Genomic DNA, 25,092 nt, shown 5'->3' with positions numbered 1-25,092 from the left:
TCACTTCTCCAAAGCGCGTGAACGCCGAGCGAAATCGAAGACCCGACGATACCCGCCCGCCGAGTTCGCTGCGTTACGCCCGCCCTACGCTTCCTTTGGTTCTGTAACGCATTATTTCAGCCGCCACGCCGAAATAGGCACGGTGCCGTACTGCCGCTGCAACGCCTGCGCCGCACACGTTAGCAAGCCTAATGGAGAGAAAGTTTTGCGTAACGCGGCCTAAGGGAGCCGTCCCTATACTTCGCGCTTCCCGGAGTCATGGACACCGCTTCGAACACGCACCGATGCGCCGAATGTTGTTGTCCGCCCGCCGCGCGCCGTATCAGGATCTGACCACTCAAGATGAACTTTAAAGCTTTAACGAGCCGTATCGCCAGTACGTTTCCCCTCGCCGGCATGGCGCTGGCAAGCTCGCCGGCTCATGCGGTTCAGCCGTTCACGGTGCAGGACATCAGGATCGAAGGACTGCAACGCGTCGAACCCGGCACCCTGTTCGCGTACCTGCCGATCAAAAAAGGCGACACCTTCACCGACGACAAAGCCTCGGACGCGATTCGCGCGCTCTACGCAACCGGCTTCTTCAGCGACGTGAAGATCGCATCCGAAGGCAACGTGGTGATCGTGCAGGTCATTGAACGCCCCGCGGTCGGTACGGTGGATTTCGCCGGCATTCACGAGTTCGACAAGGACAATCTGAACAAGGCCTTGAACGCGGTGGGATTGTCGGCGGGACGTTACTACGACAAGGACCTCGTCTCGCGCGCGGAACAGGAACTGAAGCGCCAGTATCTGACGCGCGGCTATTACGCCGCGGAAGTGACCACCACCGTGACGCCGATCGACCGCAACCGCGTGGCGTTGCTGTTCTCGGTGATCGAAGGACCGAACGCGAAGATCCGGCAGATCAATTTCATCGGCAATCAGGCGTTCAGCACCGATACGCTGCGCGACGAAATGCAGCTCTCCACGCCGAACTGGTTCTCCTGGTACACGAAGAACGATCTCTACGCCAAAGACAAACTCACCGGCGATCTGGAACGCGTGCGCTCGTATTATCTGAATCGCGGCTACCTGGAATTCAATATCGAATCGACGCAGGTGTCGATCACGCCGGACAAGAAAGAGATGTATCTCACGGTGACGCTGCACGAAGGCGAGCCGTACACCCTCTCTTCGGTCAAGCTCGCGGGCAATCTGCTCGACCGTGAAGCGGAATTGACGAAGCTGATCGGCATCAAGCCGGGCGAGCGTTTTTCGGCGGAGAAACTGCAGGCCACCACGAAAGCGATTGTCGACCGGCTCGGCCAGTACGGTTACGCATTCGCCACGGTCAACGCGCAGCCGCAGATCGATCAGCAACATCACACGGTCGGCATCACGCTGCAAGTGGACCCGAGCCGGCGCGTGTACGTGCGGCATATCAACGTGGTGGGCAACACGCGTACGCGCGACGAAGTCGTGCGCCGCGAAATGCGCCAACTCGAAAGCTCGTGGTTCGACTCGAACCGTCTCGCGTTGTCGAAAGACCGGGTCAACCGGCTCGGCTATTTCACCGACGTGGACGTCACGACCGTACCCGTGGAAGGCTCACCCGATCAGGTCGACGTGGACGTGAAAGTGAGCGAGAAACCCACCGGCGCGATCACGCTCGGCGCAGGGTTTTCGTCCACGGACAAAGTGGTGCTATCCGCCGGCATTTCGCAGGACAACGTGTTCGGGTCGGGCACGAGTCTCGCCGTGAACGTGAACACCGCCAAGACCTATCGCACGCTCACGGTCACACAAACCGATCCGTACTTCACCGTGGACGGCATCAAGCGCATCACGGACGTCTACTACCGCACCAGTTATCCGCTTTACTACTACACAGATACGAGCTTTCGCATCATCACGGTGGGCGCGGACCTGAAGTTCGGCATTCCCTTCTCCGAAGCGGACACCGTTTACTTCGGCGTCGGTCTCGAACAGAACCGGCTCTCGATCGATTCATCGACCCCGCAAAGCTATAAGGATTACGTGGCCGAATTCGGTCATGTGGTGAACAACGTGCCGCTGACCACCGGCTGGTCACGCGACGACCGCGACAGCGCCCTCGTGCCGAGCCGCGGCTATTTTCTGCAGGGCAATGGCGAAGTCGGCACACCGGCGGGCGGCACGGAGTACTACAAGGCCGACGCCCAGGCGCAGTATTACTACTCGTTCGCGCGCGGCTTCATTCTCGGCCTGAATCTGCAGGGCGGTTACGGCAACGGCTTTGCGGGCAAGGCCTATCCGATCTTCAAGAATTACTACGCGGGCGGCATCGGTTCCGTGCGCGGCTACGAGTCCGGCTCGCTGGGTCCGCGCGACGCCACCACCGGCGACCCGATCGGCGGCTCGCGCATGGTCGTGGCCAACGTGGAGATGACCTTCCCTCTGCCGGGCAGCGGCTGGGACCGCACCCTGCGCGTTTTCACTTTCGTCGACGCGGGGAATGTGTGGGGCAACGAAGGCAACAGCACGGGCGCCAACGGCTTGCGTTACAGCTACGGCGCAGGGCTCGAATGGATTTCGCCGATCGGGCCGCTCAAGCTCTCGCTCGGCTTCCCGATCGTCCGGCACGCCGGCGACGACTATCAGAAGTTCCAGTTCCAGATCGGCACCTCGTTCTGATCGGGATGCGCGCCTGACGCCTTATTGTCCCGCCAGCGCTTTCTTCGGTACGTCTTTGAGTTGCGCGTGCAGATAGGTCTGCACTTCGGCGGCCACCGTTTCCGGCAACGGAATGTAGTCCAGCGCTTCGGCGGTCTGCGCGCCGTGAGTCATGGCCCAGTCGAAAAACCGCAGAATCGCTGCCGCGCGCGCGGACTTGTCGCCATCCTGACTGGCATGCAGCAGCACGAACGTTGCGCCGACCACCGGCCAGGCCTGCTGACCGGGTTCGTTAGTCAGGAACGGATAGAGCGAGCGCGACCAGTCGGCGCTCTCGGCGGCCGCCTTGAAAGTGGCGGGTCCGGGCTGAATGCTCGCGCCCGTGGCATTGCGCATGGCCGTATAAGCCATGTGATTCTGCTTGGTGAAGTCCCAGGCCACATAACCGATCGCGCCCGGCACGTGCTGCACGTATGTCGCGACGCCTTCGTTGCCACGTCCGCCCAGGCCGCGCGGCCAGCGCACGGTCGCGCCCTCGCCGATGCGGCTTTTCCATTCGGCATTGGCCTGCGCGAGATAGTGCGTCCAGATCAGCGTCGTGCCGGAGCCGTCGGCGCGCCGCACCACGGCAATCGGCATGTCGGGCAGTTTCAGCGTGGGATTGAGCGCGGCGATGGCGGGCGCATTCCAGTTGACGATCTTGCCAAGATAAATATCGCCGAGCACCTGGCCGGATAGCGTCAACTCGCCCGGCTTGATGTCCGGAATATTGACGACGGGCACCACGCCGCCCACCACCGTTGGAAATTGCACGAGCCCCTGCTTCGCCAGATCGTCGTCACTGAGCGGCGCATCGGAGCCCGCGAAATCGACTTCATTCGCGACGATCCGCTTGAGGCCCTCCGTCGAGCCGACCGGTTTGTAGTCCACCTTGCCGCCGCCGGACTTCTGATACGCCTCGGCCCACTTGCCGTAGATCGGCGCGGCGAACGTGCTGCCGGCGCCGGTGAGATTCACGGCGGCGCCGCTATTGGAATCAGGGTCTGCGGCAGGATCGGCAGCGTGGGCCGCGACGGCGATCAGCACGCCCGTCAGCGCGACCGACAACGAAAGCACGTGTCTCACGTCAACCTCGCTTCGAATTATCGTTGGATATCGGCGTCGTGAAGTCCGCTTGATGCGGGCAACCGGAGAGCGCACATCCAGCGTTTCTGCTGCGCTCGCACAAATGCGGCTGCGAATCGCACTATTACGAACTCAATCCGCGTAGTGGATAAGCCACGACTTAGCCGAAAACGGACAGGCCCCGCGCGTCTTCGGCGCTCGGCGGGAACACTGCCTTTTTCGAAAACGACGTGACGTGGACGCTTTTTCAACGTGAGAGACAAAGCGGCGAGACGATCGCCTTGCCAATAGCTTTACACTAGGCCGCATCCCATCATTGCGAAGCCGAACCATGCAAGCTTATCCACTGCGCCTGTCACCGGGCGACGATTTGCGGCTCGTCCTCGAAAACGCACTCCGGCAACTCGGCTTGCAGGCGGCTTTCGTGATTCAGGGCATCGGCAGTCTCAGCGTCGCGCAATTGCGTTTCGCAGGCGTCGACTTGCCGACCGAATTGCGCGGCGACCTGGAGATTCTCACGCTGGGCAGCTCGCTTTCGGTGGACGGCGCGCATCTGCACATGTCGGTGTCCGACTCGCGTGGCAGTGTCAGCGGCGGACATGTCGCGCACGGTTGCGTCGTCCGCACGACGGCTGAGATTCTGCTTGCGCTGCTGCCGGACCATCGTTTTTCGCGCGAGCACGATCCGCAGTCGGGCTTTCTTGAACTGTCGATCGGAGCCAGAAACCCAAAGTAACCCCTTCCCGCAGACGAAAAAAAGCCCGCTTTCGCGGGCAAGCTTCTCGCCACAACCTGAGAACACGGGTACGCGCTAACGACTCATCCCTTGGTTGCCCCAAAGGTCAAACCGGCCACGAAATGTTTCTGCATGGCGAAGAACATCGCCACGGAAGGCAAAGCCGCCAGAATCGATCCGGCCGACACCAGGTTCCACGCGGTCGTCCATTGGCCTTTCAACGCGGCCACACCCACGGTGATCGGCGCGGCGTCGTCGCCTTGCGTCAGGCACAGCGCCCAGAAGTAGTCGTTCCACACGAAGGTGAACACGAGAATGGCCAGCGCCGCGAGCGCGGGACGGATCAGCGGTAGCACGATTTTGAAGAACACGGTCCATTCATTCGCGCCTTCGATACGTGCCGCCTCGATCAGCTCGAACGGCAACTGCTTGATGAAGTTGCGCAGGAACAGTGCGCAGAATCCGGTCTGGAACGACACGTGAAAGAGAATCAGCGCACTCACCGTGTTGAACAGACCGAGTTGCAAGGACAGATCGCGCACCGGAATCATCAGCACCTGCACCGGTACGAAATTCCCCGCGACAAACGTGGCGAACAGCGTAGAGTTGCCGCGAAAGCGATAGATGGCGAGTGCGAAGCCGGCCATCGCCGCGAGCGCAATCGACCCCACCACGGCCGGCACCGTAATCAGCACGCTGTTCCAGAAGTAATGCAGCATCGGCGAAGTGGTCAACGCCTCGCGATAGTTGTCGAACATCGCGAAGTGCTTCGGCCAGCCCCAGTAGTTGCCTTCGCTCAGTTCCTCGCTGGAACGCACCGACGTGACGAGCACGGCGATCATCGGCAACAGCCAGATCAGCAGCGCAATCGGCAAGGTGAGTTTGTAGACGCGGCGCGATGCCGGTTTCCATTTGTCGATCGGAATCGGAAACATGGTCGGCTCCTTATTGCTCGGCGCGCAGCATTCGCCGCAGGTGATAAACGATGTAGATCAGCATGATCGCGAACAGCACCACCGCCACCGCCGCCGAATAGCCGATGCGGTAGTACTTGATGGCCTGGTCGTACATGTAATAAGCCAGCACGGTCGAGCTTTCGAACGGGCCGCCGCCCGTCATCACCGAGATCAGGTCGAAGCTGCGCAACGCGCCGATGATCGTCACGACGATCGCCATGAACGTGGTGGGCCGCAATTGCGGCAGGATCACGTTCCACAGCATCGACCAGCCGTGCGCGCCTTCCATGCGTGCGGCTTCGATCTGTTCGGCGTTCAGCGAGGTCAAACCCGTGAGGTAAAGAATCATGCAGTAGGCGGTTTGCGGCCAGAGCGCCGCAAACACGATGCCGAACGTGGCGTAGCGCGGGTCGCCGAGCACCGGCACGCCGTGGCCGAGAATCACCGCGAGCAAACCGAAGGTGGGATCGTAGAACCACGAAAAGATCAGACCCACCACCACGCCCGACAGCACGAAGGGCGCGAAAAACAGCGACTTCACGATGCGAATGCCCGCCACCGCCTGGTTCAGATACAGCGCGACGGCGAGTCCCATGGGCGGCGCCAGCAGGAACAGCAGCAACCAGATCAGGTTGTTCTTCAGCGCGGTATAGAACGTCTGCGTATGGAACAGTTCGACGTAGTTCGCCAGGCCCACGAACGAGGGATCGGTCATGCCGTCCCAGTTGAAAAAGCTCAGGCGGATGGTCGAAAGAATCGGCCAGACGACGTAGATCGCCACCATCACGCAGGCCGGCGCGAGAAACAGGAAGGCGGCCCGGCGTTGCCGGCGCGCGGTCGGCGACGGACCGCGCCGGCGCGCCGCGGCAGAACCGCCGCGCAATGCGCCGCCGGGCGACGGCGCACCGGAGCCGCCGGACCCGCCGGAGGGCGCGGGTCCGCTGACTGTGGAACGGGTGACGGAGTGCGACACGATCTTTCTCCCGATCGAACGTTGGCGATCGAAGGTTGGCAATCGAAGCCGGCGATCGGCGGCCCGCGAACGGGCCGCCGTCGCTTACTTCTTGTAGATGCGCTTGCGGGTCTGCTCGAGTTGCGCGAGCACGTCGTCGAGCTTCGAAGGATCGGAGATGAACTGCTGCATCCCCTTCATGCCTTCGTCGGCCATTTCCTTCGTCATATCGCGATCATAGAACTGCGCGATGCCGCCCTTGGTGTTGGCGAGAATCTGGAAGCCGATCTTCGAAATCGGATCTTCCGGTTCCGGCGACTTGCTGTTCGCCGACAGCGAGCCCAGACCCGCGGCGAGCTTCGCGCCGATCTCCGGCGTCTCGACGAACGCGAGGAAAGTATGCGCGTCCGCCTTGTTCTTCGCTTTCGACGGAATATGCAGCGATTCGACCGGACCGTCTTCGGCGGTCGGAACCTTCGCGTCGATGATCGGGAACTGGAAGTAGCCCATTTCCGGCTTCACGTTCGGCGGGAAGCCGGCGGTGATGAACGTGCCCATCAGCATCATCGCCGCCTTGCCCTGGAACAGGAACGGCTGCACCGAATCCAGATCGTAGGAGAGCGAGTTGTCGATAAAATAGCCGGCATCGATCAGTTGCTTCCACGTGGTGTAGACCTTCTTCACGCGCGGATCGGTGTACGGAATTTCGCCGGCCATCAGTTTCTGGTGGAACGCGTTGCCGTTCAGGCGCAGATCGAGATAATCGAACCAGCCTGCGAGCGTCCACGAGTCACGACCCGCCACGGCAATCGGCGTAATGCCCGCGGCCTTCAGCTTCTTGCAGTCGTCGAGAAACTGATCCCACGTTTTCGGCTCGCCGCTGATACCGACCTTCTGGAACAGGTCCTTGCGATAGAACATGCCCCACGAGTAGTACACGGTCGGCGCGGCATACTGCTTGCCCTTATACGACGACGCTTCCTTAGTCGAGGCATACATGTCGTTCCAGCCGTTCTTCGCCCAGTCGCCGCTCAGGTCTTCGAACAGACCGCGCTGCGCGTAGTACGCCATGCGCTCACCGTCATGCCAGTTGACGATATCGGGCGCCACCGTCGAGAGCCAGCCCGGCAACTGCACCTTGTACGCTTCTTCGTCGATGAACGAGACCTTCACGTCGATGCCGGGATGCGCCTTCTTGAATTCGTCGATGGTGGACTGCCATACGGCGCGCTGGCTCGCACCCTTGAACGCGATGTTGACCGCGAGCGTGCCGGCTTGCGCCGTGCTGACGACCGACGTCCCGGCGGCCGCCGCGGCCAGCGCGAGCGCCAGCAGAATCTTGCGTGGTTTGATTGTCATGTTGCCTGTCTCCTTTTATTCCGTGATTTTGCGTCGTTGTTTGCGTCGTTGCCTATGCTGCGTGGAATGCTTCGGAACACTACTCAACGTCTTCTGCTTGATCGGCGTCTGCTTTGTCGGCGTCTGCTTTGTCGGCGTCTGCTTTACCGGCTTCGAAAGACCGCCACGCCCTGCGCTGCTACCTCACGCGTGCCGAACACGAAGGCGTCGTCAGCGGCGTCGGCAATCGTATAGGGTTCTTCGCCGTAGTTGAACACGTAAGTCAGCGCGCCGCGCCGGCTGATCCGCACGCCGTCGCCGAGGAACTGCGCCGCCAGACCCGCTTCGCCGGCAATCTGCGCGAAGAAGCGCGTGGTCAGCGCGTCGTCGAACAGGCTCGTGAGGTAATGGAACGCGCCGCTGCGTGCGTAAGCGGGATGGCCGTCCGCGAAACGGGCGCGCACGTCGAGCGTAGCTTGCGCGTCGCTGTCGATGAAATCGCGCCAGTGCCGTGCGTAACCCGCGCTTTCACCGTCGGCGAGACTGACGGCCTCGGTCACGTTCGGACGCATCGATTCGACGCGCCACACTCGCAACGGCAGCACCGAACTCAGCGCGCCCGGCGGCAGATTCGCCGGAATCTGCAGGTCTGCGGTCTTCGAACCCGTGCGCGGCCCGAACACCACCTGTGCGCCCGAATTCGCCAGACGCGCGGCAAAATCGGCGGGCACCACCGGCAGCGGCGGCACCACGATCAGGCGGTAGCCGTCCAGCGGCGCGTCGACCGGCACGACATCCACGTCGAGACCGAGCGAACGCAGCGCCGAGTAATACTCGAAGGCGAAACGCGGATAGTGAAAGTCGGCGCCTTGCGGATGAATCTCGAACAGCCATTTCGCTTCGTAGTCGTACACCAGCGCGACCTTCGAGCGGATCGACGCGTTGGCGTCGGCGTCCGCGGCGAGCACGGTGCGAATTTCGCTTGCGACTTGCGCGGCCTCGTTGCCGCCCACGTCGAGCCGGTTATCGGGCGTGTTCAGACCGGCATGCATCTGTTCCTGCGCGAACGGCGCCTGACGCCAGCGGAAATACGACACGCAGCCCGCGCCGTGCGCGAACGCTTCCCAGCTCCACAGCCGCACCATGCCCGGCAGCGGCGCGGGATTCCACAGCGCCCAGTTCACCGGACCGGGCTGCTGCTCCATCACCCACAACGGCAGCTTCGACATGCCGCGATAGACGTCGTGATTGAACGACGCGAAGTCGGGATGACCGGTGCGCAGCCAGCGCGCCTTGATCTCCGGCGCGAACCATTGTTCTTCGAGTGCGCCGAGCGGATAGCTGTCCCATGTGGCGATGTCGAGATCGGCCGCGACCTTGTAGTGATCGAACTCGGTGAAGAGTTGCATGAAGTTGTGCGCGACCGGCCGGCCGGGCGAATGCGCGCGGATGATCTCCACCTGCATGCGGTTGTAGCGCGCCACTTCGTCCGACGCGAAACGGCGATAGTCGAGACGGTGCGACGGATGCGCCTCGGTCACGGTCGCGACGGGCGCGTCGATCTCGTCGAAGCTGCGGTATTCCATGCTCCAGAACACCGTGCCCCAGGCGTCGTTCAGCGCGTCGACGGTGCGATAACGCGCCTTCAACCATTCGCGGAAACGTCCCACGGCAGCCGGCGAATAGCTGACCACCGTGTGATGGCAGCCGAACTCGTTGTCGGTCTGCCAGAACGCGACCGCCGGATGCTTGCCGTAGCGCTCGGCCACCGCCGTGCAGATTTTCTGCGACGCGGCGAAATACGAAGGCGACGAAAAATCGTAGTGACGACGCGAACCGAACGCGCGCGGGCGGCCGTCCGCGCCCACCGGCAGGATGTCCGGATGACGGTCGATCAGCCACTTGGGCGGCGTCGCGGTGGGCGTGCACATCACCACCTGCAGACCGGCCGCGCCGAGCACGTCGATGGCGCGATCCAGCCAGCCCCAGTTGTATTCACCCGGCGAGGGTTCGATCCGGCTCCACGCGAACTCGGCGATCCGCACCTGTTCGATGCCGAGTGCTTTCATGCGGCGAGCGTCGTCTTCCCACATCGACTCGGGCCAGTGTTCCGGGTAATAGCAGACTCCAAGGCGCATCCGAATGTCCTTTATACGTAGTGTTCGACGGATTCGAGCGAAGCGGCCGCGAAGCCGTCTTCGAAAAACAGATGACAGGCGCGCGCCGGCACGCGCAGGCTGGCGCGGTCGCCCGGCACCAGACGCGTGTCGCCGGGCGCCTTGGCGATCAGGGTCGTGCCGCCGGGCTGATCGAGGTGAACGTAGCTGTGTTCGCCGAGTTGTTCGACGAGCGCGACGGTACGCGTGAGCACCGAGTCGTGCGCGGCGTCCGCTACGGCGGTCTCGACGAATTCCAGATGCTCGGGGCGCACGCCGAGCGTAACCGCTTGCGACACCTGCAGCCCTTCGCTGCTCACCGGCACGCGCACGGTTTCATTCGTCTGGTCGAGCGTGATCGTCACGCCTTGCGCATCCACCGACGCCACGCGCGCCGGCAGGAAGTTCATGCGCGGCGAGCCGATGAAGCCGGCCACGAAGCGGCTCTTCGGACGGTGATACAACTCGAGCGGCGCGCCGATCTGCGCGATGGAGCCGTAACGCTCGGTGTCTTTGCCCGCGTGCAGCAGCACGATCTTGTCGGCGAGCGTCATGGCTTCGATCTGGTCGTGCGTCACGTAGACCACGCTCGCCTTGGCGAACTGCTTGTGCAGTCGCGCGATCTCCACGCGGGTCTGGCCGCGCAGCGTGGCGTCGAGATTGGAGAGCGGTTCGTCGAACAGGAACACGCCGGGTTCGCGCACGATCGCGCGGCCGATCGCCACGCGCTGACGTTGACCGCCGGAGAGCGCTTTCGGGCGACGCTCCAGCAAGGCTTCGAGTTGCAGGATGCGCGCGGCTTCCCGCACCTTGCGGTCGATTTCGTCTTTCGGGGTTTTGGCGAGCTTCAGGCCGAAGGCCATGTTCTCGTACACGGTCATGTGCGGAAACAGCGCGTAGCTTTGGAACACCATCGCCACGCCGCGCTGCGCGGCGGGCACGTCGTTGACGAGCCGCCCGCCGATCGAGAGTTCGCCGTCGGTCACGTCTTCGAGGCCGGCGATCATGCGCAGCAACGTGGACTTGCCGCAACCCGAGGGGCCGAGGAACACGCAGAACTCGTTCTCGCCGATCTCCAGATCGACGTCGCGAATCACCAGCGCGCCCTCTCCATACGCCTTCTGCACGCCTTTCAACGAAATGCTCGCCATTGCATCGACTCCGTGATTTAATCGGCTCGAAGTCGGAGATTAAGCGCTTAATCAGCTGGCCCAAAAAAATCGATCGCATGCGATCGCTGGGCCTTGCCTGTCTCCGATATCGTTTTGTCTGTGCGACAAATGTTGCCGCTCCTTGGGCTGCGATGCAAATGCCGGACAGTCATCCCAAATAATGAACAAGACGTTCCCCGATCATGCCCACTCTCAGTGAAGTTGCGCGTCATGCCGGCGTCACCCCGGCCACGGTGTCCAACGTGCTGCGCAATCGCGGCCGGGTTGGCGCGACCACCCGGCAACGCGTACTCGACGCGGTCGATGCGCTCGGCTACCGTCCGCACCTCGCCGCCCGCGCGCTGGCCGAAGGCCGCGCGCCGACGCTCGCGTTGATGGTGTCGAGCATCGCCAATCCGTTCTATCCGGAATTCGCGCTGGCCGTTGAGCGCGCCGCGCGCGGCAGCGGCCACTTCGTGATCATCTGCAATACGAACGAAGATCCGCACACCGGCCGCGCCTATCTCGACCAGATTGCCGGCACGCTCTCCGAAGGCGTGCTGGTGACCAACGCCAACCTCGATTTCGCCGACCTGCACACCACCGAATCGCGCGGCACGCCGGTCGTGCTGTGCATGTGGGAGCGGCCGCACGAGCCGCCCGGCCTGCCCTGCGTCGCGGTGGATTTCCGGCTCGCGGGCGAGCTGGCCGGGCAGCATCTGCTCGACCTCGGTCACCGGCAGATCGGCGCAATCGTCGGCAGCAAATCGTCGGGCATTCATGCGGCGCGTCTGGCGGGTTTCGTCGATGCCATGAGCGCGGCCGGCTTGCCGCGGTCACGCGTCAAACATGCGCCGGACACGATCCAGGGCGGCTACACGGCCGCGCGCGCCCTGCTCGAAGCCAACCCGAAACTCACCGCGATCTACGCCACCAACGACTTGCCCGCGCTCGGCGCGATGCACGCCGCCGCCGATCTCGGCCTGAGCGTGCCGCGCGACCTTTCCGTGATCGGCATCACGGACATCCAGCTTGCGCGCGAGTCGCGTCCCGCGCTGACCACCGTGGCCGTGCCGACCGTCGAAGTGGCCGAACTCGCAGTGTCCCTGCTGCGCGAACTGATCGAAACCTCGTACGGTCAGGCGGGCACGCGCAACGCCGAGGTGCCGATGCGGATTTCCTCGCCGCCGCAGTTGGTCGTGCGCGCTTCGACCGGCGCGCCGCGCGCGTCGTAACGTGGCCGTAACAGCGTCGGCGGCGTTACGTAGCGAACGCTGCAAACGCGCTCGAAGGCCGTCTTGCGAATTCCATGCGACGCGCGGCGAGCGTCGCTAAACGCCCGTCTACAAAGGATATTTTCAGACGCCAAGCAGTCGCCCGCGATATTCCATGCAAGTTGGCACGGTCTCTGCAATCAAGCAGGGAAAAGAGGAAAGGAAAGGCCGCGCACCCGCATGCAAGTCATGCCTCAGCGCTTCCTCACCGGCCAGGCCAGGGCCCACGACACGCATGGATATTCAAATGATTGCCGATCTTCTGCAGGACACGGACGCGACCGCAACGACCCACGAAGCCGACTCGACTTTCGCGCAACGCCATCCGTTGCAGATCGCCGTCTGCCTGCGCCATCTGGTAGCGGGACAGGACTTCGTCACCGTGGAATTCGACGGCCGGCAAATCGTCACGCAGGTGCTGGACGTGGACTCGCGCAACGCGCGCTTCGTGTTCGACGCAGGCAGCGTGGCCGACGACAATCACGCCTTGCCGCAAGCCCCGCAACTGATGTTCCGCAGCCTGCCCGGCGGCATTCGCACCGAATTCGCCACGCTCAACGCCACCGCCGTCGAATTCGAAGGACGCCCGGCTTTCGAGGCGGCCTTCCCCACCTTGCTCTACTACGTTCAACGACGCGAATTCTTCCGCGTGCAAACGCCGGTGCTCGACCCGTACGTGGCGAGCGGCCCGTACGCGGATGGCGGCTCGTTCCGGCTGGAATTGCAGGATTTGTCGCTCGGCGGCGTCGCGCTGAAAACCGGCGACGCGCGTTTCGGATCGCTCGAAACCGGCACCGTGCTGCGCGACGTCACGCTGCAACTCGGCACATTCGGTTCGCTGCGACTCGATCTGGAGATCGTCGCGCCCCGTCAGATGACCACGCCGCGCGGCGATCAGCGTTACGTGATCGGCTGCCGTTTCGTCGAAACGCCGGGACCGGCCGAGCGCACGTTGCAACGCGTCGTCACGCAACTCGAAACGAAACGGCAAACGCTCGCGCCGCGCCGGTAACGGACACGGGCTCCGAAGCGGGGCGCTGAAACGGGGCTCCGAATCCGCAAGACTTTGGCCGCTTCGATTCCGGCAACAGCGCTTCACGCTGCCGCCGGAATCGACATCTTATGCACGCCTGATCACACCGAAAACCCGTTCGCGGTTTTCAATCCACTTTCAAGCCAGCCAGGACTTTCACCAGGCAGGCACCTTCGATCTTGCAGCGCACCAAGTCCGCCGTGTCCCGCCGCGCAAGGACTTGCGCCTTCCCACGTCGCTTCGAATGGCATCGCGCGTCGAGAACGCTTTCTTGACGCGCGTTCGCGCGCCTGCTGTACTAAATCAATCCAAGTGATTTAGGCAGTCCACAACGTCGTTGCCAATAACCGGAGGAGCGTCCCATGAACCTGAATTCCCGCAGGCATCCCGCCGCCAGAACAATCGTCACGATGTGCGTCGCGGCAACGGCCGTGTGGTGCGCGAGCGCGACCCAGGCCGCCGACCAGCCCACCGTCGGCCTCATCACCAAGACCGATACGAATCCGTTCTTCGTGAAGATGAAACAGGGTGCCGAAGCGGCCGCGCAGAAAGACGGCGCGAAACTGATTACCGCCGCGGGCAAGTTCGACGGCGACAACGCGAGCCAGGTCACCGCTATCGAAAACATGCTGACAGCCGGCGCAAAAGCGATTCTGATCACGCCGAGCGACACCAAGGCGATCGTGCCGAGCATCAAGAAAGCGCGCGCCGCCGGCGTCATGGTGGTGGCGCTCGACACGCCCACCGAGCCGCAGGACGCCACCGACGCCCTCTTCGCCACCGACAACTTCAAGGCCGGCGTGCTGATCGGCCAGTATGCGAAAGCGGCCATGGCCGGCAAGCCCGCCAAGATCGCCACGCTCGATCTCGCGCCCGGCGTGTCGGTCGGCGTGCTGCGTCACAACGGCTTTCTGCAGGGCTTCGGCGTGAAGGAAGGCGATGCGTCGATCGTGTGCAGCCAGGACACGCGCGGCGATCAGTCGAAGGGACAGACGGCGATGGAAAACTGTCTGCAGAAGTCGCCGGATATCAACGTGGTGTACACGATCAACGAACCGGCGGCAGCGGGCGCGTATCGCGCGCTCAAGGCGGCGGGCAAGGACAAGAGCGTGATGATCGTGTCGATCGACGGCGGCTGTGAAGGCGTGCGCAACGTGAAGGCCGGCGCAATTGCCGCAACCTCGCAGCAGTATCCGCTGAAGATGGCTGCGCTGGGCGTGGAAGCCGGCGTCGCCTACGCGAAGACCGGCAAGAAGGTCTCCGGCTATCAGGACACCGGCGTCACGCTGATCACGGACAAACCCATGTCCGGCATCGACAGCAAGGACACGAAGTTCGGCCTCGACAACTGCTGGGGCAACAAGTAACGCGCTTGACACGGCCGGTCCGCCGCTGAAGCGGACCGTCGCCTGATTTGCCGCGTGGCGCCTGCCACGCTCTTGCATCGAGGAACTCCATCATGTCGACTCCTTCCGCGCCCGCCGGTCACTCACGCAATCTTTCGGACCGCTTACCATCGCTCGCCGAGATCGGACCGCTGATCGCGCTGGTGCTGGCCTGCGGCTTCTTCATCTCGCAGAGCAACCGTTTCCTGTCGTTCCAGAATCTCTCGCTGATTCTCCAGCAAACCATGGTGGTGGCCGTGATCGCGATCGGTCAGACGCTGATCGTGCTGACCGGCGGCATCGATCTGTCGTGCGGCATGGTGATGGCGTTCGGCTCGATCATCATGACCAAGTTCGCGGTCGCGCTCGGCGTGCCGCCGGTGCTCGCGATTCTGTGCGGCATCGGCGCCAGCACGCTGTTCGGCGCGCTCAACGGGCTGTTGATCACGCGCATCAAACTGCCCGCGTTCATCGTCACGCTCGGCACGCTGAACATCGCGTTCGCGCTCACGCAGATCTATTCGAACGCGGAAAGCGTATCGAATCTGCCGGACGCCATCATGTTCTTCGGCAACACCTTCAGGGTGGGTCCGGCCGACGTCACCTACGGCACGGTACTCACCTTGCTGATGTATCTCGCCACGTGGTTCGTTTTGCGCGACACCGTGCCGGGCCGGCATCTCTATGCGCTCGGCAACAACCCCGAAGCGGCGCGTCTGATGGGTCTTTCGTCGCAGAAAATTCTGCTCACCGTGTATTCGCTGGCCGGCGCGATCTACGGCATCGCCGCGCTGCTGTCGGTATCGCGTACCGGCGTGGGCGATCCGCAGGCAGGACAAACCGAAAACCTCGACAGCATCACGGCCGTGGTGCTGGGCGGCACCAGCCTGTTCGGCGGACGCGGCTCGATTGTCGGCACGCTGCTCGGCGCGTTGATCGTCGGCGTGTTTCGCAACGGGCTGACGCTGATCGGCGTGTCGTCCGTGTACCAGGTGTTGATCACCGGCATGCTGGTGATTCTCGCCGTGGCCGCGGACAAACTTTCCCATCGTCGCGGTTGAGCCGCACTTTCGTGCATGGAGCCAGTCATGTCGACACCTGTTTCCGCTTCAGCCGTGATGCCCGTTCTGCAGGCGCGCGGACTCGTCAAACGCTACGGTAACGTCACCGCCATCGACGGTTGCGATTTCGAAGTACTGCCCGGCGAGATTCTCGCCGTGATCGGCGACAACGGCGCGGGCAAATCGTCGCTGATCAAGGCGCTCTCCGGCGCCGTCGTGCCCGACGAGGGCGAGATTCTGCTCGACGGCAAGCCGGTGAAATTCCGCAGTCCGCTCGACGCGCGCGCCCAGGGCATCGAAACCGTCTACCAGGAACTGGCGGTGGCGCCCGCCATGAGCATCGCGGAAAACCTGTTTCTCGCCCGCGAACTGCTCAAGCCGGGCTGGCGCGGCTCGCTCTTCAAGATGATCGACAAGCGCCGCATGCTGGAAGAAGCGACCGCGCACATGAAAGACCTGCAGATCGGCATCCGCTCGATGCGTCAGGCGGTCGAGACGCTCTCGGGCGGTCAGCGGCAAGGCGTGGCCGTGGCGCGCAGCGCGGCGTTCGCGCGGCACGTGGTGATTCTCGACGAGCCCACCGCCGCGCTCGGCGTGAAAGAAGGCAACATGGTGCTCGAACTGATCCGGCGCGTGCGCGACCGCGGCCTGCCGGTGATCCTCATCAGCCACAACATGCCGCACGTGTTCGAGATCGCCGACCGCATCCACATCCAGCGGCTCGGCCGGCGCGCGGCGCTCGTCAGAACGGCGGACATCCACATGTCCGAGGCAGTGGCGATCATGACCGGCGCGAAGGAAGCGGACGTCAAGGCGATCGCATGACGCCCGCACCGCACGCACTGAGCTGAGCGGCGCGCCCATGGATACCACCGGCACCCGCTCGCCCCCGAAACGCACGGTCGGCTCGAACCAGGTCGGCATGCGGCAGTTCAACGAACGGATCGTGCTGCAGGCGATCCGTCTGCATGGCCCCCTGCCGAAAGCCGACGTGGGACGTCTGACGCGTCTGTCGATGCAGACGGTTTCGATGATCGTCGATCGTCTCATCGACGACGGTCTGCTGGAAAAGCAGGCGCGCGTGCGCGGCCGCATCGGCCAGCCTTCGGTGCCGATCGCCTTACGTCCCGACGGCGCGTACACCATCGGCATCAAGGTCGGGCGGCGCAGCCTGGATGTGCTGGCGATGGATTTCGCCGGTCACGTGGTGTGCCGCGACGTCTTCGACTACGCGTATCCCGACCCGCGCAGCCTGTTTCCCGCGCTCGAAAGCAAGCTTGCACGGCTGAACCGCACGCTCGGCGCGAAGGCCAACAAGGTGGTCGGCGTGGGCGTTGCCGCGCCGTTGTGGCTCGGCGGCTGGCGCGAGTTTCTCGGCGCACCGCCCGATGCGCTCGACGCCTGGCACGAGATCGATCTGCGCAGCCGCATCGCCACCATGACCGGTCTGCCGGTCGAATTCGCCAAGGACACCACCGCCGCCTGCGCCGCCGAACTGGTGATCGGCCAGGGACGCGGGATTCACAATTTCCTGTATCTGTTCGTCGGGACCTTCATCGGCGGCGGACTCGTGATCGACGGACGCCTGCACGGCGGCCCGCACGACAACGCGGGCGCGGTCGGCTCGATTCCGCTGAAAGACGGCTCGGCCCGCAAACCCGCGCGGCAGTTGTTGCACGCGGCATCGGGCTTCGTGCTGGAACAGTTGTTGAGCGACGCCGGCGTGCCTGCCGCCGCGGCTCACGATCATCGCGCGCTGTCGCCCGACGTGTGGCGGCAAACCGAGCAATGGCTCGACACGGCCTGCCCCGCGATTGCCAACGCATTGACCAACGCGGCCGCATTGCTCGACCTGGAAGCCGTGGTGATCGACGGCGAACTCGACCGGCAACTGGTACGCGAAATCATCCGCCGTACCGAGCGTGTGCTCGATCGCTTCGAATGGGAAGGGATGGTGCGCCCGCAACTGCTGGAAGGCACGATCGGCGCAGACGCGCGCGCGATGGGCGGCGCCATTCTGCCGCTCTACGCGCATTTCGCGCCGGTCCATGAACTGTTTCTGAAACCGGCGGCAGACGCAGATTACTAAGCCAAACTAACTTTTTTTCGTTGCCGTTGCTACTGCGCCGCCACCTTGTCGACCGAGGCGGTTTTCACCGGCGGCTGATCCTTCAGCAAAGGCTGCAAGACCGGCGCCAGCGACTTCAGCAACTGCACCGACAACGCGCTGGTGAACTCGTAATGCGCGGCATACGGTTCGTGCACCCACGCGGTCAGCGTGCCGTAGAAACGGTCGCCCATGACGAACACGAACGTCGCGCTGCGATTCACCTTGCGCGACTCGATCAGCCGCGCGCCCTTGGCGAACACGTTGAAACGCTGGTCGCCCGTGCCGGTTTTGCCGTAAATCTGCAGCGTTTCGCCGTCGGGGAACGTCATGCCTTGCGCAAGGCGTTTTGCCGTGCCGCCCACCACCACATCACGCAACAGGCTGCGCGTCACGTTCGCGATTTCCGGCGACAACTGCCGTTGCGGCGCCACCGCTGCGCGCCTGAAATGCGTTTCGTACGGCGTGTCTTTCGCGAAGTCGAGTTGCGTGAGACTTTCGGTCGGCATCTTGTTGCCGTCGTTCGCGATTACGCCGATCAGCTGCGCGAGCGCCGCCGGCCGGTCACCCGACGCGCCGATGGCCGCCGCATACGAAGGCGTGAGCGTCTCGAACGGATAGCCCAGCGCCTGCCACGATTTGCCGATGGCGTCGAAGGCGCGCAACTCCACCATCCGCTTGATGCGGCGATCCTGAGTCGCGTGATAACGGGTCTTGAAGAGCCACGAATACGTGGAAAGACGCACGTCGCGGCTGGCGCTCTGAATCTGCTCGGGCGTGGCGTCCGGGTGCGCGCGCAGATAGTTGAGCGTCCACAGTTCGAGCGGATGAACGCCCGAGATGTAGCCGCGATCGTTCAGGTTGTAGCGGTCGATGGCGTAGCGGGTATAGAGGCTCGCGAGGTCTTCGTCGTCGAGTACGGAAGCCGCGGGCGTGTTCTTCAGCGCCGCACGCATCTGCGCGTTGAACCACGCGGCGGGTTCGTCGGGCGCCACGCTTCGCAGCACGACCGCCATTCTCGGCGGCGACTTGCGCACGCCGAGCACGAGCAGCGCGAGCGCCTGATCGGGCGTCTTGCCGTGATACTTCGTGTAGAAACGATTCATGTACACACGGCTTTCCTGATCGGCGAAACGCGTCAGATACATCGTGCGCGTGGCGGGATCGTTGAGCCATTGCGCGGACGGCCCGGTGGTCTCGAGCATTTCGTAGTGGACGATGTCGCGCATCAAACGCACGAACACCAGATTCACCGAATGCTGGAACGCGCGGCGCACGGTCAGAATGCGGCTGTTGTCGTCGGACTCGAAGTTGTTGAAGGTCTGCGCGCCGCCGCCCGTATAGAAGGTTTCGCCGGGATTCGCCGAGTATTTCCGTTCCACGGCTGCGTCGAGCATGGCTTGCAGCGAGCGGTCCGATGTGTGCGAAAGATAGTCGAGCGCCCAGCGCGTGAGTGCATCGCTGGGGTCGGGCTGCACGGCCTTGCGTTCCGCCGCGCTCATCGGCGCATAACGCGCGTGCAACGCCGACACGATCTGCAGATACGTGACGATGGTGCGCAGTTTCGCGGTCGAGCCGAGATTCAGGCGCGCGCCGGAGTTGATGTCGAACGGCTGGTTGACGCTATCCGTTTGCACGCGCACGAGGTTGGCGCCGTCGCGCCGCTCGAACAGCGTGAAGCTGTAGGCGATGTGCGAGGGATCGTCGGACGCGCGCAGCATTTCGAAACCAACGAGACCCGCCGCTTTCGCGCCGTCACGTGTCGCGGCCGCGGCGAGCCGTTCGCTCACCGCCTGCTGCACGGCATTGTTCAGCGTGCCCTTTGCCTCCATGTCCAGCCGGTCGAGTTCGTAGAAACTCGGCACGCCCAGCGACGCGAGCAGATGCGAGCGCATCGACGTGACGGCCTTGCGCGAGACGAACGAGTCGGCGGCCGGCAGGTGCGCCGGCCGGCGATGCAACTCCACGGACGCGGCCAGCGCCGCGTCGCGCAACGGCGCGGAAATGACGCCGCCGCTCGCCAGCAGCCGCAAATAGCTGTCCGTCAGACGTTCCAGTTCCGGATAGCCGCGATGCAGGAAGAACGACGGCGCGCGTTGCGCGATCATCAGCGAAAGCACCTGGCGGAATGCTTCGCCCTGCGCGGCCAGCGTGTCGCTCGTCGAAGGCGCCATCAGGATGCGGTTCACGTCGGCGAAATCGCGACCGTACCAGGCGGCGAGTCCGTCGCCGATACCGTTGATCTCGCCGATGCCGGGTTGCGCCGCGAGCGGCACGGAGTTCAGGTAGCGCACGACGATCTGCTGCCGCGCCGGCATGGTTTGCGGGCCGTTCAGATAGGCGCGCACGGAAGCCGAGGCGATCTGCCGCAATTTCTCCGGCGGCGTCGCGGTGCGGCCGTCCGCCGAATGACGGAATTTCTCGATCTGGGTGGCGAGCGTGCTGCCGCCCGGCGCCGCCTGATGCCGGTTGACCAGCCGCAGGCCCTGATCGGCCAGCGCGCGGCTGAAGCGTCCCCAGTCGATGGCGGGATTGCGGTTCGGTTGGTCGGGGTCCAGCAAATAACGGTCTTCGATGAAGAGCAACGAATTGACGATCAGCGGTGGAATCGCGTCGAAGCTGCCGTTCGCATGCCCCGGAAAGCTGGCGGCAAAGAGCGGCGCACCGGTGCCGTCGAACAAGCGCAGTCCGGCCTGGTCTTTCTCGGCGTAAGGCAGGAAAAGACCGTTATCGGCGAGCGACAACATGCGTTCGGAATCGCGTGCCTGCGCGGTGACCTCGAACCCGCGTTCGAGCAGGCGCTGCTGGAATTGCGGCAACAGGGCGTAGCCGAGACGGTTGTCGTAAGGACCCGCTTCGGGACCCGACCTGGGGTCTGTGCCGGCGCCTTTGCCGTCCTGCGGAAAGCGGATCGAATGGCTGGGACCGTCCGCGACGGAAAAGCCCACGTCGCGAGTCAATTCGGAGAGGTAATGCGCCTGGAGTCGCGAGGTGTCGATCTCCACCTGAACGAAGCGCGCCGCCAGGGCCACGGCCAGCAGAAACGCCGCCGCCAGCCCCCATTTGAGCCACCTCCTGACAGGCGTTGCGCCTGCCGCGCGAAGCGGAAACCGAACCACTGGCCGATTCATGGCAGCACTCCCCGAGCGGGCGCCATGTTTCTGGAGATGGCGCGCCTTCGATTCAGTGTAGCGCGGAAAATGAAGGCGCGATCTGCCCGGATCTACCCTGAGTGTCGCCGCCGCAACACTGTTTTGCGAAGCATGGCGCGGCGTTCTCCGGCATGCGATATTGACTGTCTTGCCGCTGCGTGAAGATGCGCTTTTGCGGCATTTTTTCGGCGGCCGCTAAAGCCGTATTCAACCCTGCCGCGCCTTGCCGGCAATCAGGCTGCGCTAGTGGTCTGCTGCGTCAACAGCTGGATGAATGCCTCGGCCGGCGGCGGCAGCACGCCGCCCTTGCGCGCCACGACACCGAAGGTTTGCGAGGGCGATTTGAGCCGCACCGGCACGATGCGCAGCATCTTCTGCCGCACGAAGGGCTGCGCAATCGCGGTGGGCAGCAACGACACCAGATCGGCGCTGTCCTGCAGCAACGACACGGTCACGAACGTCGAAGCGGTGGAGATCGGATTGCCCGGCATCGTCACGCCGGCGAGATCCATTTCCCGTTCGAGCAAGGCATGCAGCGGCATATGCGACGGATACGTCACCCAGCGGTGCCCCGTCAGATCGCGCAGGCTCATTTCCTTTTTCGGCAGCGGCGCATGCCCGTAACCCACCACTACCGATAAAGGCTCGTCGCCGAGCGGCAGGTAGCGATACTTCGACGGATCGGCGGCGACGGCCGCGCGTCCGATCACCAGGTCGAGGCGGCCTTCGTCCAGTTGCAACAGCATGCGCGCGCTGGTGTCTTCCATCACTTCGATGGATAGATCCGGCTGGCCGGCGTGCAGTGCGTTCAGCGCCGGCACCACGCATTCGGGAATCGCCCCCATGATGGCGCCGATCGCGAGCCGCCCGCCGCGTCCCGAGCGGATCTCGGCCACCTCCTGGCACAGCGAGGTCAGATCGGTGGCGAGCAGCCGTGCATAGCGGATCACGCAATGGCCGAGCGGATTGGCGATCATGCCGGTCTTGCTGCGCTCGAACAGCGGCGCCTCGAACATGGACTCCAGTTCCTGCAACGCCTTGCTCGCCGCCGATTGCGTCATCGCCATGGCGCCGGCGGACTTGTGCATCGATTTGTGGTCGTCGAGGGCGATCAGCAGTTGCAACTGCTTCATGCGCAGTCTCGACAGCAGAATGTTGAACGTGTCTTTCATCGACGGGGTGAGTCGCAAAAGCGATCACAGGATGGAAACAATTCAATATACCTTGCCTGGCGCCGCGCCGTATAGTCGACGGCGGAGACATTCGAACACCCTACTTCCACGTTCATCGGCCATGACCATGACTACCGCCCGACCATTCAGCCAGACGCCCCTGCGCGGCGTCTTTCCCGTGGTGCCCACCATTTTCGACGAGGCCGGACGTCTCGATCCCGACGGCCAGAAGCGCTGCATCGATTTCATGATCGACGCCGGTTCCAACGGCCTGTGCCTGCTCGCCAATTTCTCCGAGCAGTTCGCGCTGTCCGACGACGAACGCAACACGCTCATGCATCTGGCGCTGGAGCACGTGGCCGGACGCGTCCCGGTGATCGTCACGACCACGCATTTCAGCTCGCACCAGTGCGCCGAGCGCAGCCGTAGCGCGCAGGCGGCGGGTGCGTCGATGGTGATGGTGATGCCGCCGTATCACGGCGCGACCATTCGCATCGGCGAGCGCGGCATCTACGAGTTCTATCGCGCGGTGTCCGACGCCATCGACATTCCGATCATGATCCAGGACGCGCCGGTGAGCGGAACGGCCCTGTCCGCGCCGTTCCTCGCGCGAATGGCGCGAGAACTCGCCAACGTGTCGTACTTCAAGATCGAAACACCGCAGGCGGCCAACAAGCTGCGCGAGTTGATCGAACTCGGCGGCGACGCTGTGATCGGTCCATGGGACGGCGAAGAGGCGATCACCCTGATGGCCGATCTCGATGCCGGCGCAACCGGTTCGATGACAGGCGGCGGTTATGCGGACGGCATCCGTCTGATCGTCGACGCCTACGCGGCCGGCGACACCGAAGCCGCGGCCGCGCATTATCAGCAATGGCTGCCGCTGATCAATTACGAGAATCGCCAGGGCGGCCTTGCGTCGTGCAAAGCCTTGATGAAGGAAGGCGGCGTGATTCGCTCGGACGCCGTGCGTCATCCGCTGCCGGCCATGCATCCGGCCACGCGCGAAGGTCTGCTGAAAGTGGCGCGCCGACTCGACCCGCTCGTGCTGCGCTGGGGCCGCTGAACTGAATAACCGATTCGCTGCGCCCGAAGCGAAAAGGTGCGCGCGAACTCATTCCCGGTCCGGCCGGGCGCCGGCTGACGCTGCTGCGTCCGGCATCCGGCCGGACCCGAAAGGAATGAGTCCGGCTCACCACCCCCAACTGCTGTCGTCCGCGTTTTTTGCGCTGACCATCCCGCATCGCGTGACGCCGTTGCCTGCCTTGTGACGCGCATGTGCAACGGTCTGGCCTCCCGGTACACGCACCCCGTGTCCCATCGAGTCTCTGTCTCTGCCCCTGCCTCTGCGCCGGCTGCCGTTCACGGCAAGCGCGACGGTCCCCCGCCCGTGCAGCCATATACGCGAACCTCGCCTCGCCGGATGCAGCGCCTTGGGAAAAAACCACATATAAGCTCGCGTCGAAAGTGGGTAACATAGGCTCGCAAGTCCACCACGACACTTTCCATGACAGCCAATCCTCGAGAACTGACGCCGGAAACCCTCGCCGAACTGCTCGAACGCGTTGCCAAAGAAGACGCCGCGGCACTGCGCGAGTTATATGATCTCGCCGCCCCGAAACTGTTTGGCCTCGCGCTCCGTATATTGAGCAGGCACGAGTGGGCAGAAGAAGTGTTGCAGGACAGTTTCGTCAATATCTGGCGCTTTGCCGGCGACTATCGCCGTGCATTGTCCGCGCCGATGACGTGGATGTCCGCGATTGTCCGGAACCGTGCTCTCGATCACCTGCGGCGAGTCAACACGCAGGAAACAGAATGGAGCGACGCGTTGGACGACCTTGTTGCGACCGGCGATCCGGATCCCGAAGCACTTACCGCCGTCAGCTTGCAGGCGCGTTTGCTGGCGGGCTGCATGCAGCAGCTCGAACCGGCGCAGCGTCAGGCAGTCGCCCTCGCTTACCTGCGCGATCAAAGTCATAGTGAGATCGCCGACGTGCTGACGGTGCCGCTCGGCACCATCAAGTCGTGGATCAGGCGCGGCCTCGCCAAGCTCAAGACCTGCCTGGGAGGCGAGTGATGAACCTCGGTCGCTATCCTCAACTGGTCGACATGCTGGCCGCCGAATACGTGCTCGGCACGCTGCGCGGCGGCGCACGCCGGCGCTTCCAGCGTTACGCCGACCATGACAGCACGGTTCGCCGCGCGGTCGACGAATGGCAACGGCGCATCTCGCCGATGGCCGAACTCGCCGAGCCGCGCATGCCGCCGGCCGCGGTGTGGGAAGCCATCGAGCGGCGTCTGGGCCTGGCATCCACACGCGAAGCGGCGCGTCCTCGTACGGTGGTCGAAACACCGGCGCGGCCGTCGGGCAGCATCTTCGAAAACCTCGCGTTCTGGCGCGGCTGGGCGATCGGCGTGACCGGCTTCGCGGCGGTGGCGGTGGTCGTGGCGATCCGCTCGCTGCTGCCGGCCGCCAGTACCCCGACACCCGCGCCGACGGTCGCACAGCAGCAGCCCGAAGCTGCCGTCACGCACGTCGCGGTGCTGAACAACAAGGACGCGCATCCGGTCATGCTGGTTGCGTGGGACGAAACGCATTCCACCATGACCTTGCATCCGCTCGGCAATGTCGGTCTGCCGCCGGGCAAGACCATGGAGTTGTGGGGCATTCCGGCGAGCGGTCATCCGGTGTCGCTCGGCTTGCTGCCTGACAACGCGAGCGGCAAGGTCACGGCCGGTCAGCAGAAGCCGGAGAGCTACGCGGCGCTGGCGGTGTCGATCGAAGCGCCGGGCGGCTCGCCCAACCACGATGCGCCGACCGGTCCGGTGGTGTTCAGCGGCAAGCTGTTGCCGGTGTCCTGAT

19 protein-coding genes are annotated in these 25,092 nt (G+C 63.9%); 11 read left to right on the top strand and 8 right to left on the bottom strand.

The features are described 5' to 3' along the window. The first annotated feature begins 396 nt into the window (after positions 1-396). The gene (gene bamA / locus P3T18_RS13985; protein ID WP_429301099.1) at positions 397-2,652 is read left to right on the top strand and encodes an outer membrane protein assembly factor BamA; all 2,256 of its coding nucleotides are present in this window, start codon (positions 397-399) and stop codon (positions 2,650-2,652) included. A 21-nt stretch (positions 2,653-2,673) separates the two neighbouring features. Here bamA and pstS read toward each other — a convergent pair whose 3' ends face one another. Then, on the bottom strand, positions 2,674-3,756 hold the full coding sequence (gene pstS / locus P3T18_RS13980; protein WP_429300509.1) for a phosphate ABC transporter substrate-binding protein PstS: 1,083 nt from the start codon (positions 3,754-3,756) through the stop codon (positions 2,674-2,676). Positions 3,757-4,087: 331 nt separating this feature from the next. On the opposite strand from pstS, the gene P3T18_RS13975 reads away from it, so the two are divergent. Continuing rightward, the gene (locus P3T18_RS13975; RefSeq protein WP_429300508.1) at positions 4,088-4,492 is read left to right on the top strand and encodes a PPC domain-containing DNA-binding protein; all 405 of its coding nucleotides are present in this window, start codon (positions 4,088-4,090) and stop codon (positions 4,490-4,492) included. Positions 4,493-4,575: 83 nt separating this feature from the next. Here the strand turns inward: P3T18_RS13975 and P3T18_RS13970 are convergent, their stop codons facing one another. The 5 genes from P3T18_RS13970 to P3T18_RS13950 all read right to left on the bottom strand — a co-directional run bounded on the left by P3T18_RS13970 (position 4,576) and on the right by P3T18_RS13950 (position 11,045). Further along, on the bottom strand, positions 4,576-5,427 hold the full coding sequence (locus tag P3T18_RS13970; protein ID WP_429300507.1) for a carbohydrate ABC transporter permease: 852 nt from the start codon (positions 5,425-5,427) through the stop codon (positions 4,576-4,578). 10 nt (positions 5,428-5,437) lie between these two features. Then, positions 5,438-6,421 carry a carbohydrate ABC transporter permease gene (locus P3T18_RS13965; RefSeq protein WP_429300506.1) on the bottom strand — a complete coding sequence of 328 codons (984 nt, stop codon included), beginning with the start codon at positions 6,419-6,421 and terminating at the stop codon, positions 5,438-5,440. 84 nt (positions 6,422-6,505) lie between these two features. Then, positions 6,506-7,759 (bottom strand): ABC transporter substrate-binding protein, encoded by a 1,254-nt coding sequence (locus P3T18_RS13960; RefSeq protein ID WP_429300505.1) that lies wholly within the window; start codon positions 7,757-7,759, stop codon positions 6,506-6,508. Positions 7,760-7,902: 143 nt separating this feature from the next. Then, positions 7,903-9,876 (bottom strand): beta-galactosidase, encoded by a 1,974-nt coding sequence (locus tag P3T18_RS13955; RefSeq protein ID WP_429300504.1) that lies wholly within the window; start codon positions 9,874-9,876, stop codon positions 7,903-7,905. Between the two features lie 11 nt (positions 9,877-9,887). Then, on the bottom strand, positions 9,888-11,045 hold the full coding sequence (locus P3T18_RS13950) for an ABC transporter ATP-binding protein (RefSeq protein ID WP_429300503.1): 1,158 nt from the start codon (positions 11,043-11,045) through the stop codon (positions 9,888-9,890). 203 nt (positions 11,046-11,248) lie between these two features. On the opposite strand from P3T18_RS13950, the gene P3T18_RS13945 reads away from it, so the two are divergent. The 6 genes from P3T18_RS13945 to P3T18_RS13920 all read left to right on the top strand — a co-directional run bounded on the left by P3T18_RS13945 (position 11,249) and on the right by P3T18_RS13920 (position 17,887). After that, positions 11,249-12,280: a LacI family DNA-binding transcriptional regulator gene (locus P3T18_RS13945; protein WP_429300502.1), complete on the top strand. Its 1,032-nt coding sequence runs from the start codon at positions 11,249-11,251 to the stop codon at positions 12,278-12,280. A 286-nt stretch (positions 12,281-12,566) separates the two neighbouring features. Then, the gene (locus tag P3T18_RS13940; protein WP_429300501.1) at positions 12,567-13,331 is read left to right on the top strand and encodes a flagellar brake protein; all 765 of its coding nucleotides are present in this window, start codon (positions 12,567-12,569) and stop codon (positions 13,329-13,331) included. A gap of 383 nt (positions 13,332-13,714) precedes the next feature. Further along, positions 13,715-14,719 carry a sugar ABC transporter substrate-binding protein gene (locus P3T18_RS13935; protein ID WP_429300500.1) on the top strand — a complete coding sequence of 335 codons (1,005 nt, stop codon included), beginning with the start codon at positions 13,715-13,717 and terminating at the stop codon, positions 14,717-14,719. Between the two features lie 92 nt (positions 14,720-14,811). Then, the gene (locus P3T18_RS13930) at positions 14,812-15,798 is read left to right on the top strand and encodes an ABC transporter permease (RefSeq protein WP_429300499.1); all 987 of its coding nucleotides are present in this window, start codon (positions 14,812-14,814) and stop codon (positions 15,796-15,798) included. Between the two features lie 27 nt (positions 15,799-15,825). Next, complete coding sequence (locus P3T18_RS13925) at positions 15,826-16,623, top strand: ATP-binding cassette domain-containing protein (RefSeq protein WP_429300498.1); 798 nt, start codon at positions 15,826-15,828, stop codon at positions 16,621-16,623. Positions 16,624-16,660: 37 nt separating this feature from the next. After that, positions 16,661-17,887, top strand: coding sequence for an ROK family transcriptional regulator (locus P3T18_RS13920; RefSeq protein WP_429300497.1), 1,227 nt, complete (start codon positions 16,661-16,663; stop codon positions 17,885-17,887). Positions 17,888-17,916: 29 nt separating this feature from the next. Here the strand turns inward: P3T18_RS13920 and P3T18_RS13915 are convergent, their stop codons facing one another. Together P3T18_RS13915 and P3T18_RS13910 are read right to left on the bottom strand one after the other, a co-directional pair. Then, complete coding sequence (locus P3T18_RS13915) at positions 17,917-21,036, bottom strand: transglycosylase domain-containing protein (RefSeq protein WP_429300496.1); 3,120 nt, start codon at positions 21,034-21,036, stop codon at positions 17,917-17,919. A 254-nt stretch (positions 21,037-21,290) separates the two neighbouring features. Continuing rightward, a complete protein-coding gene (locus P3T18_RS13910) occupies positions 21,291-22,229 on the bottom strand; it encodes a LysR family transcriptional regulator (protein WP_429300495.1) in 939 nt (312 codons plus the stop codon). A 127-nt stretch (positions 22,230-22,356) separates the two neighbouring features. On the opposite strand from P3T18_RS13910, the gene P3T18_RS13905 reads away from it, so the two are divergent. The 3 genes from P3T18_RS13905 (at position 22,357) to P3T18_RS13895 (ending at position 25,091) form a co-directional block, all read left to right on the top strand. Beyond that, complete coding sequence (locus P3T18_RS13905; protein ID WP_429300494.1) at positions 22,357-23,295, top strand: dihydrodipicolinate synthase family protein; 939 nt, start codon at positions 22,357-22,359, stop codon at positions 23,293-23,295. A gap of 441 nt (positions 23,296-23,736) precedes the next feature. After that, positions 23,737-24,306: an RNA polymerase sigma factor gene (locus P3T18_RS13900; RefSeq protein ID WP_429300493.1), complete on the top strand. Its 570-nt coding sequence runs from the start codon at positions 23,737-23,739 to the stop codon at positions 24,304-24,306. Continuing rightward, positions 24,306-25,091, top strand: a complete 786-nt coding sequence (locus P3T18_RS13895) for an anti-sigma factor (RefSeq protein ID WP_429300492.1) — start codon at positions 24,306-24,308, stop codon at positions 25,089-25,091. The genes P3T18_RS13900 and P3T18_RS13895 overlap by 1 nt, the downstream gene beginning before the upstream one ends. Position 25,092 lies beyond the last annotated feature (1 nt).

This window comes from Paraburkholderia sp. GAS199 (assembly GCF_050436585.1).
Lineage (GTDB): Bacteria > Pseudomonadota > Gammaproteobacteria > Burkholderiales > Burkholderiaceae > Paraburkholderia.
Note: the sequence above shows the minus strand (reverse complement) of the source record. Positions and strands in the feature narration are given on the sequence as shown.

Coding starts and splice junctions, on each gene's coding strand:
- P3T18_RS13970 (WP_429300507.1), bottom strand. CDS start 5,427: ATGTTTCCGATTCCGATCGACAAATGGAAACCGGCATCGCGCCGCGTC.
- P3T18_RS13955 (WP_429300504.1), bottom strand. CDS start 9,876: ATGCGCCTTGGAGTCTGCTATTACCCGGAACACTGGCCCGAGTCGATG.
- P3T18_RS13945 (WP_429300502.1), top strand. CDS start 11,249: ATGCCCACTCTCAGTGAAGTTGCGCGTCATGCCGGCGTCACCCCGGCC.
- P3T18_RS13960 (WP_429300505.1), bottom strand. CDS start 7,759: ATGACAATCAAACCACGCAAGATTCTGCTGGCGCTCGCGCTGGCCGCG.
- bamA (WP_429301099.1), top strand. CDS start 397: ATGGCGCTGGCAAGCTCGCCGGCTCATGCGGTTCAGCCGTTCACGGTG.
- P3T18_RS13905 (WP_429300494.1), top strand. CDS start 22,357: ATGACTACCGCCCGACCATTCAGCCAGACGCCCCTGCGCGGCGTCTTT.
- P3T18_RS13930 (WP_429300499.1), top strand. CDS start 14,812: ATGTCGACTCCTTCCGCGCCCGCCGGTCACTCACGCAATCTTTCGGAC.
- P3T18_RS13915 (WP_429300496.1), bottom strand. CDS start 21,036: ATGAATCGGCCAGTGGTTCGGTTTCCGCTTCGCGCGGCAGGCGCAACG.
- P3T18_RS13920 (WP_429300497.1), top strand. CDS start 16,661: ATGGATACCACCGGCACCCGCTCGCCCCCGAAACGCACGGTCGGCTCG.
- P3T18_RS13925 (WP_429300498.1), top strand. CDS start 15,826: ATGTCGACACCTGTTTCCGCTTCAGCCGTGATGCCCGTTCTGCAGGCG.
- P3T18_RS13975 (WP_429300508.1), top strand. CDS start 4,088: ATGCAAGCTTATCCACTGCGCCTGTCACCGGGCGACGATTTGCGGCTC.
- P3T18_RS13910 (WP_429300495.1), bottom strand. CDS start 22,229: ATGAAAGACACGTTCAACATTCTGCTGTCGAGACTGCGCATGAAGCAG.
- P3T18_RS13940 (WP_429300501.1), top strand. CDS start 12,567: ATGATTGCCGATCTTCTGCAGGACACGGACGCGACCGCAACGACCCAC.
- P3T18_RS13935 (WP_429300500.1), top strand. CDS start 13,715: ATGAACCTGAATTCCCGCAGGCATCCCGCCGCCAGAACAATCGTCACG.
- P3T18_RS13895 (WP_429300492.1), top strand. CDS start 24,306: ATGAACCTCGGTCGCTATCCTCAACTGGTCGACATGCTGGCCGCCGAA.
- P3T18_RS13950 (WP_429300503.1), bottom strand. CDS start 11,045: ATGGCGAGCATTTCGTTGAAAGGCGTGCAGAAGGCGTATGGAGAGGGC.
- P3T18_RS13900 (WP_429300493.1), top strand. CDS start 23,737: ATGACAGCCAATCCTCGAGAACTGACGCCGGAAACCCTCGCCGAACTG.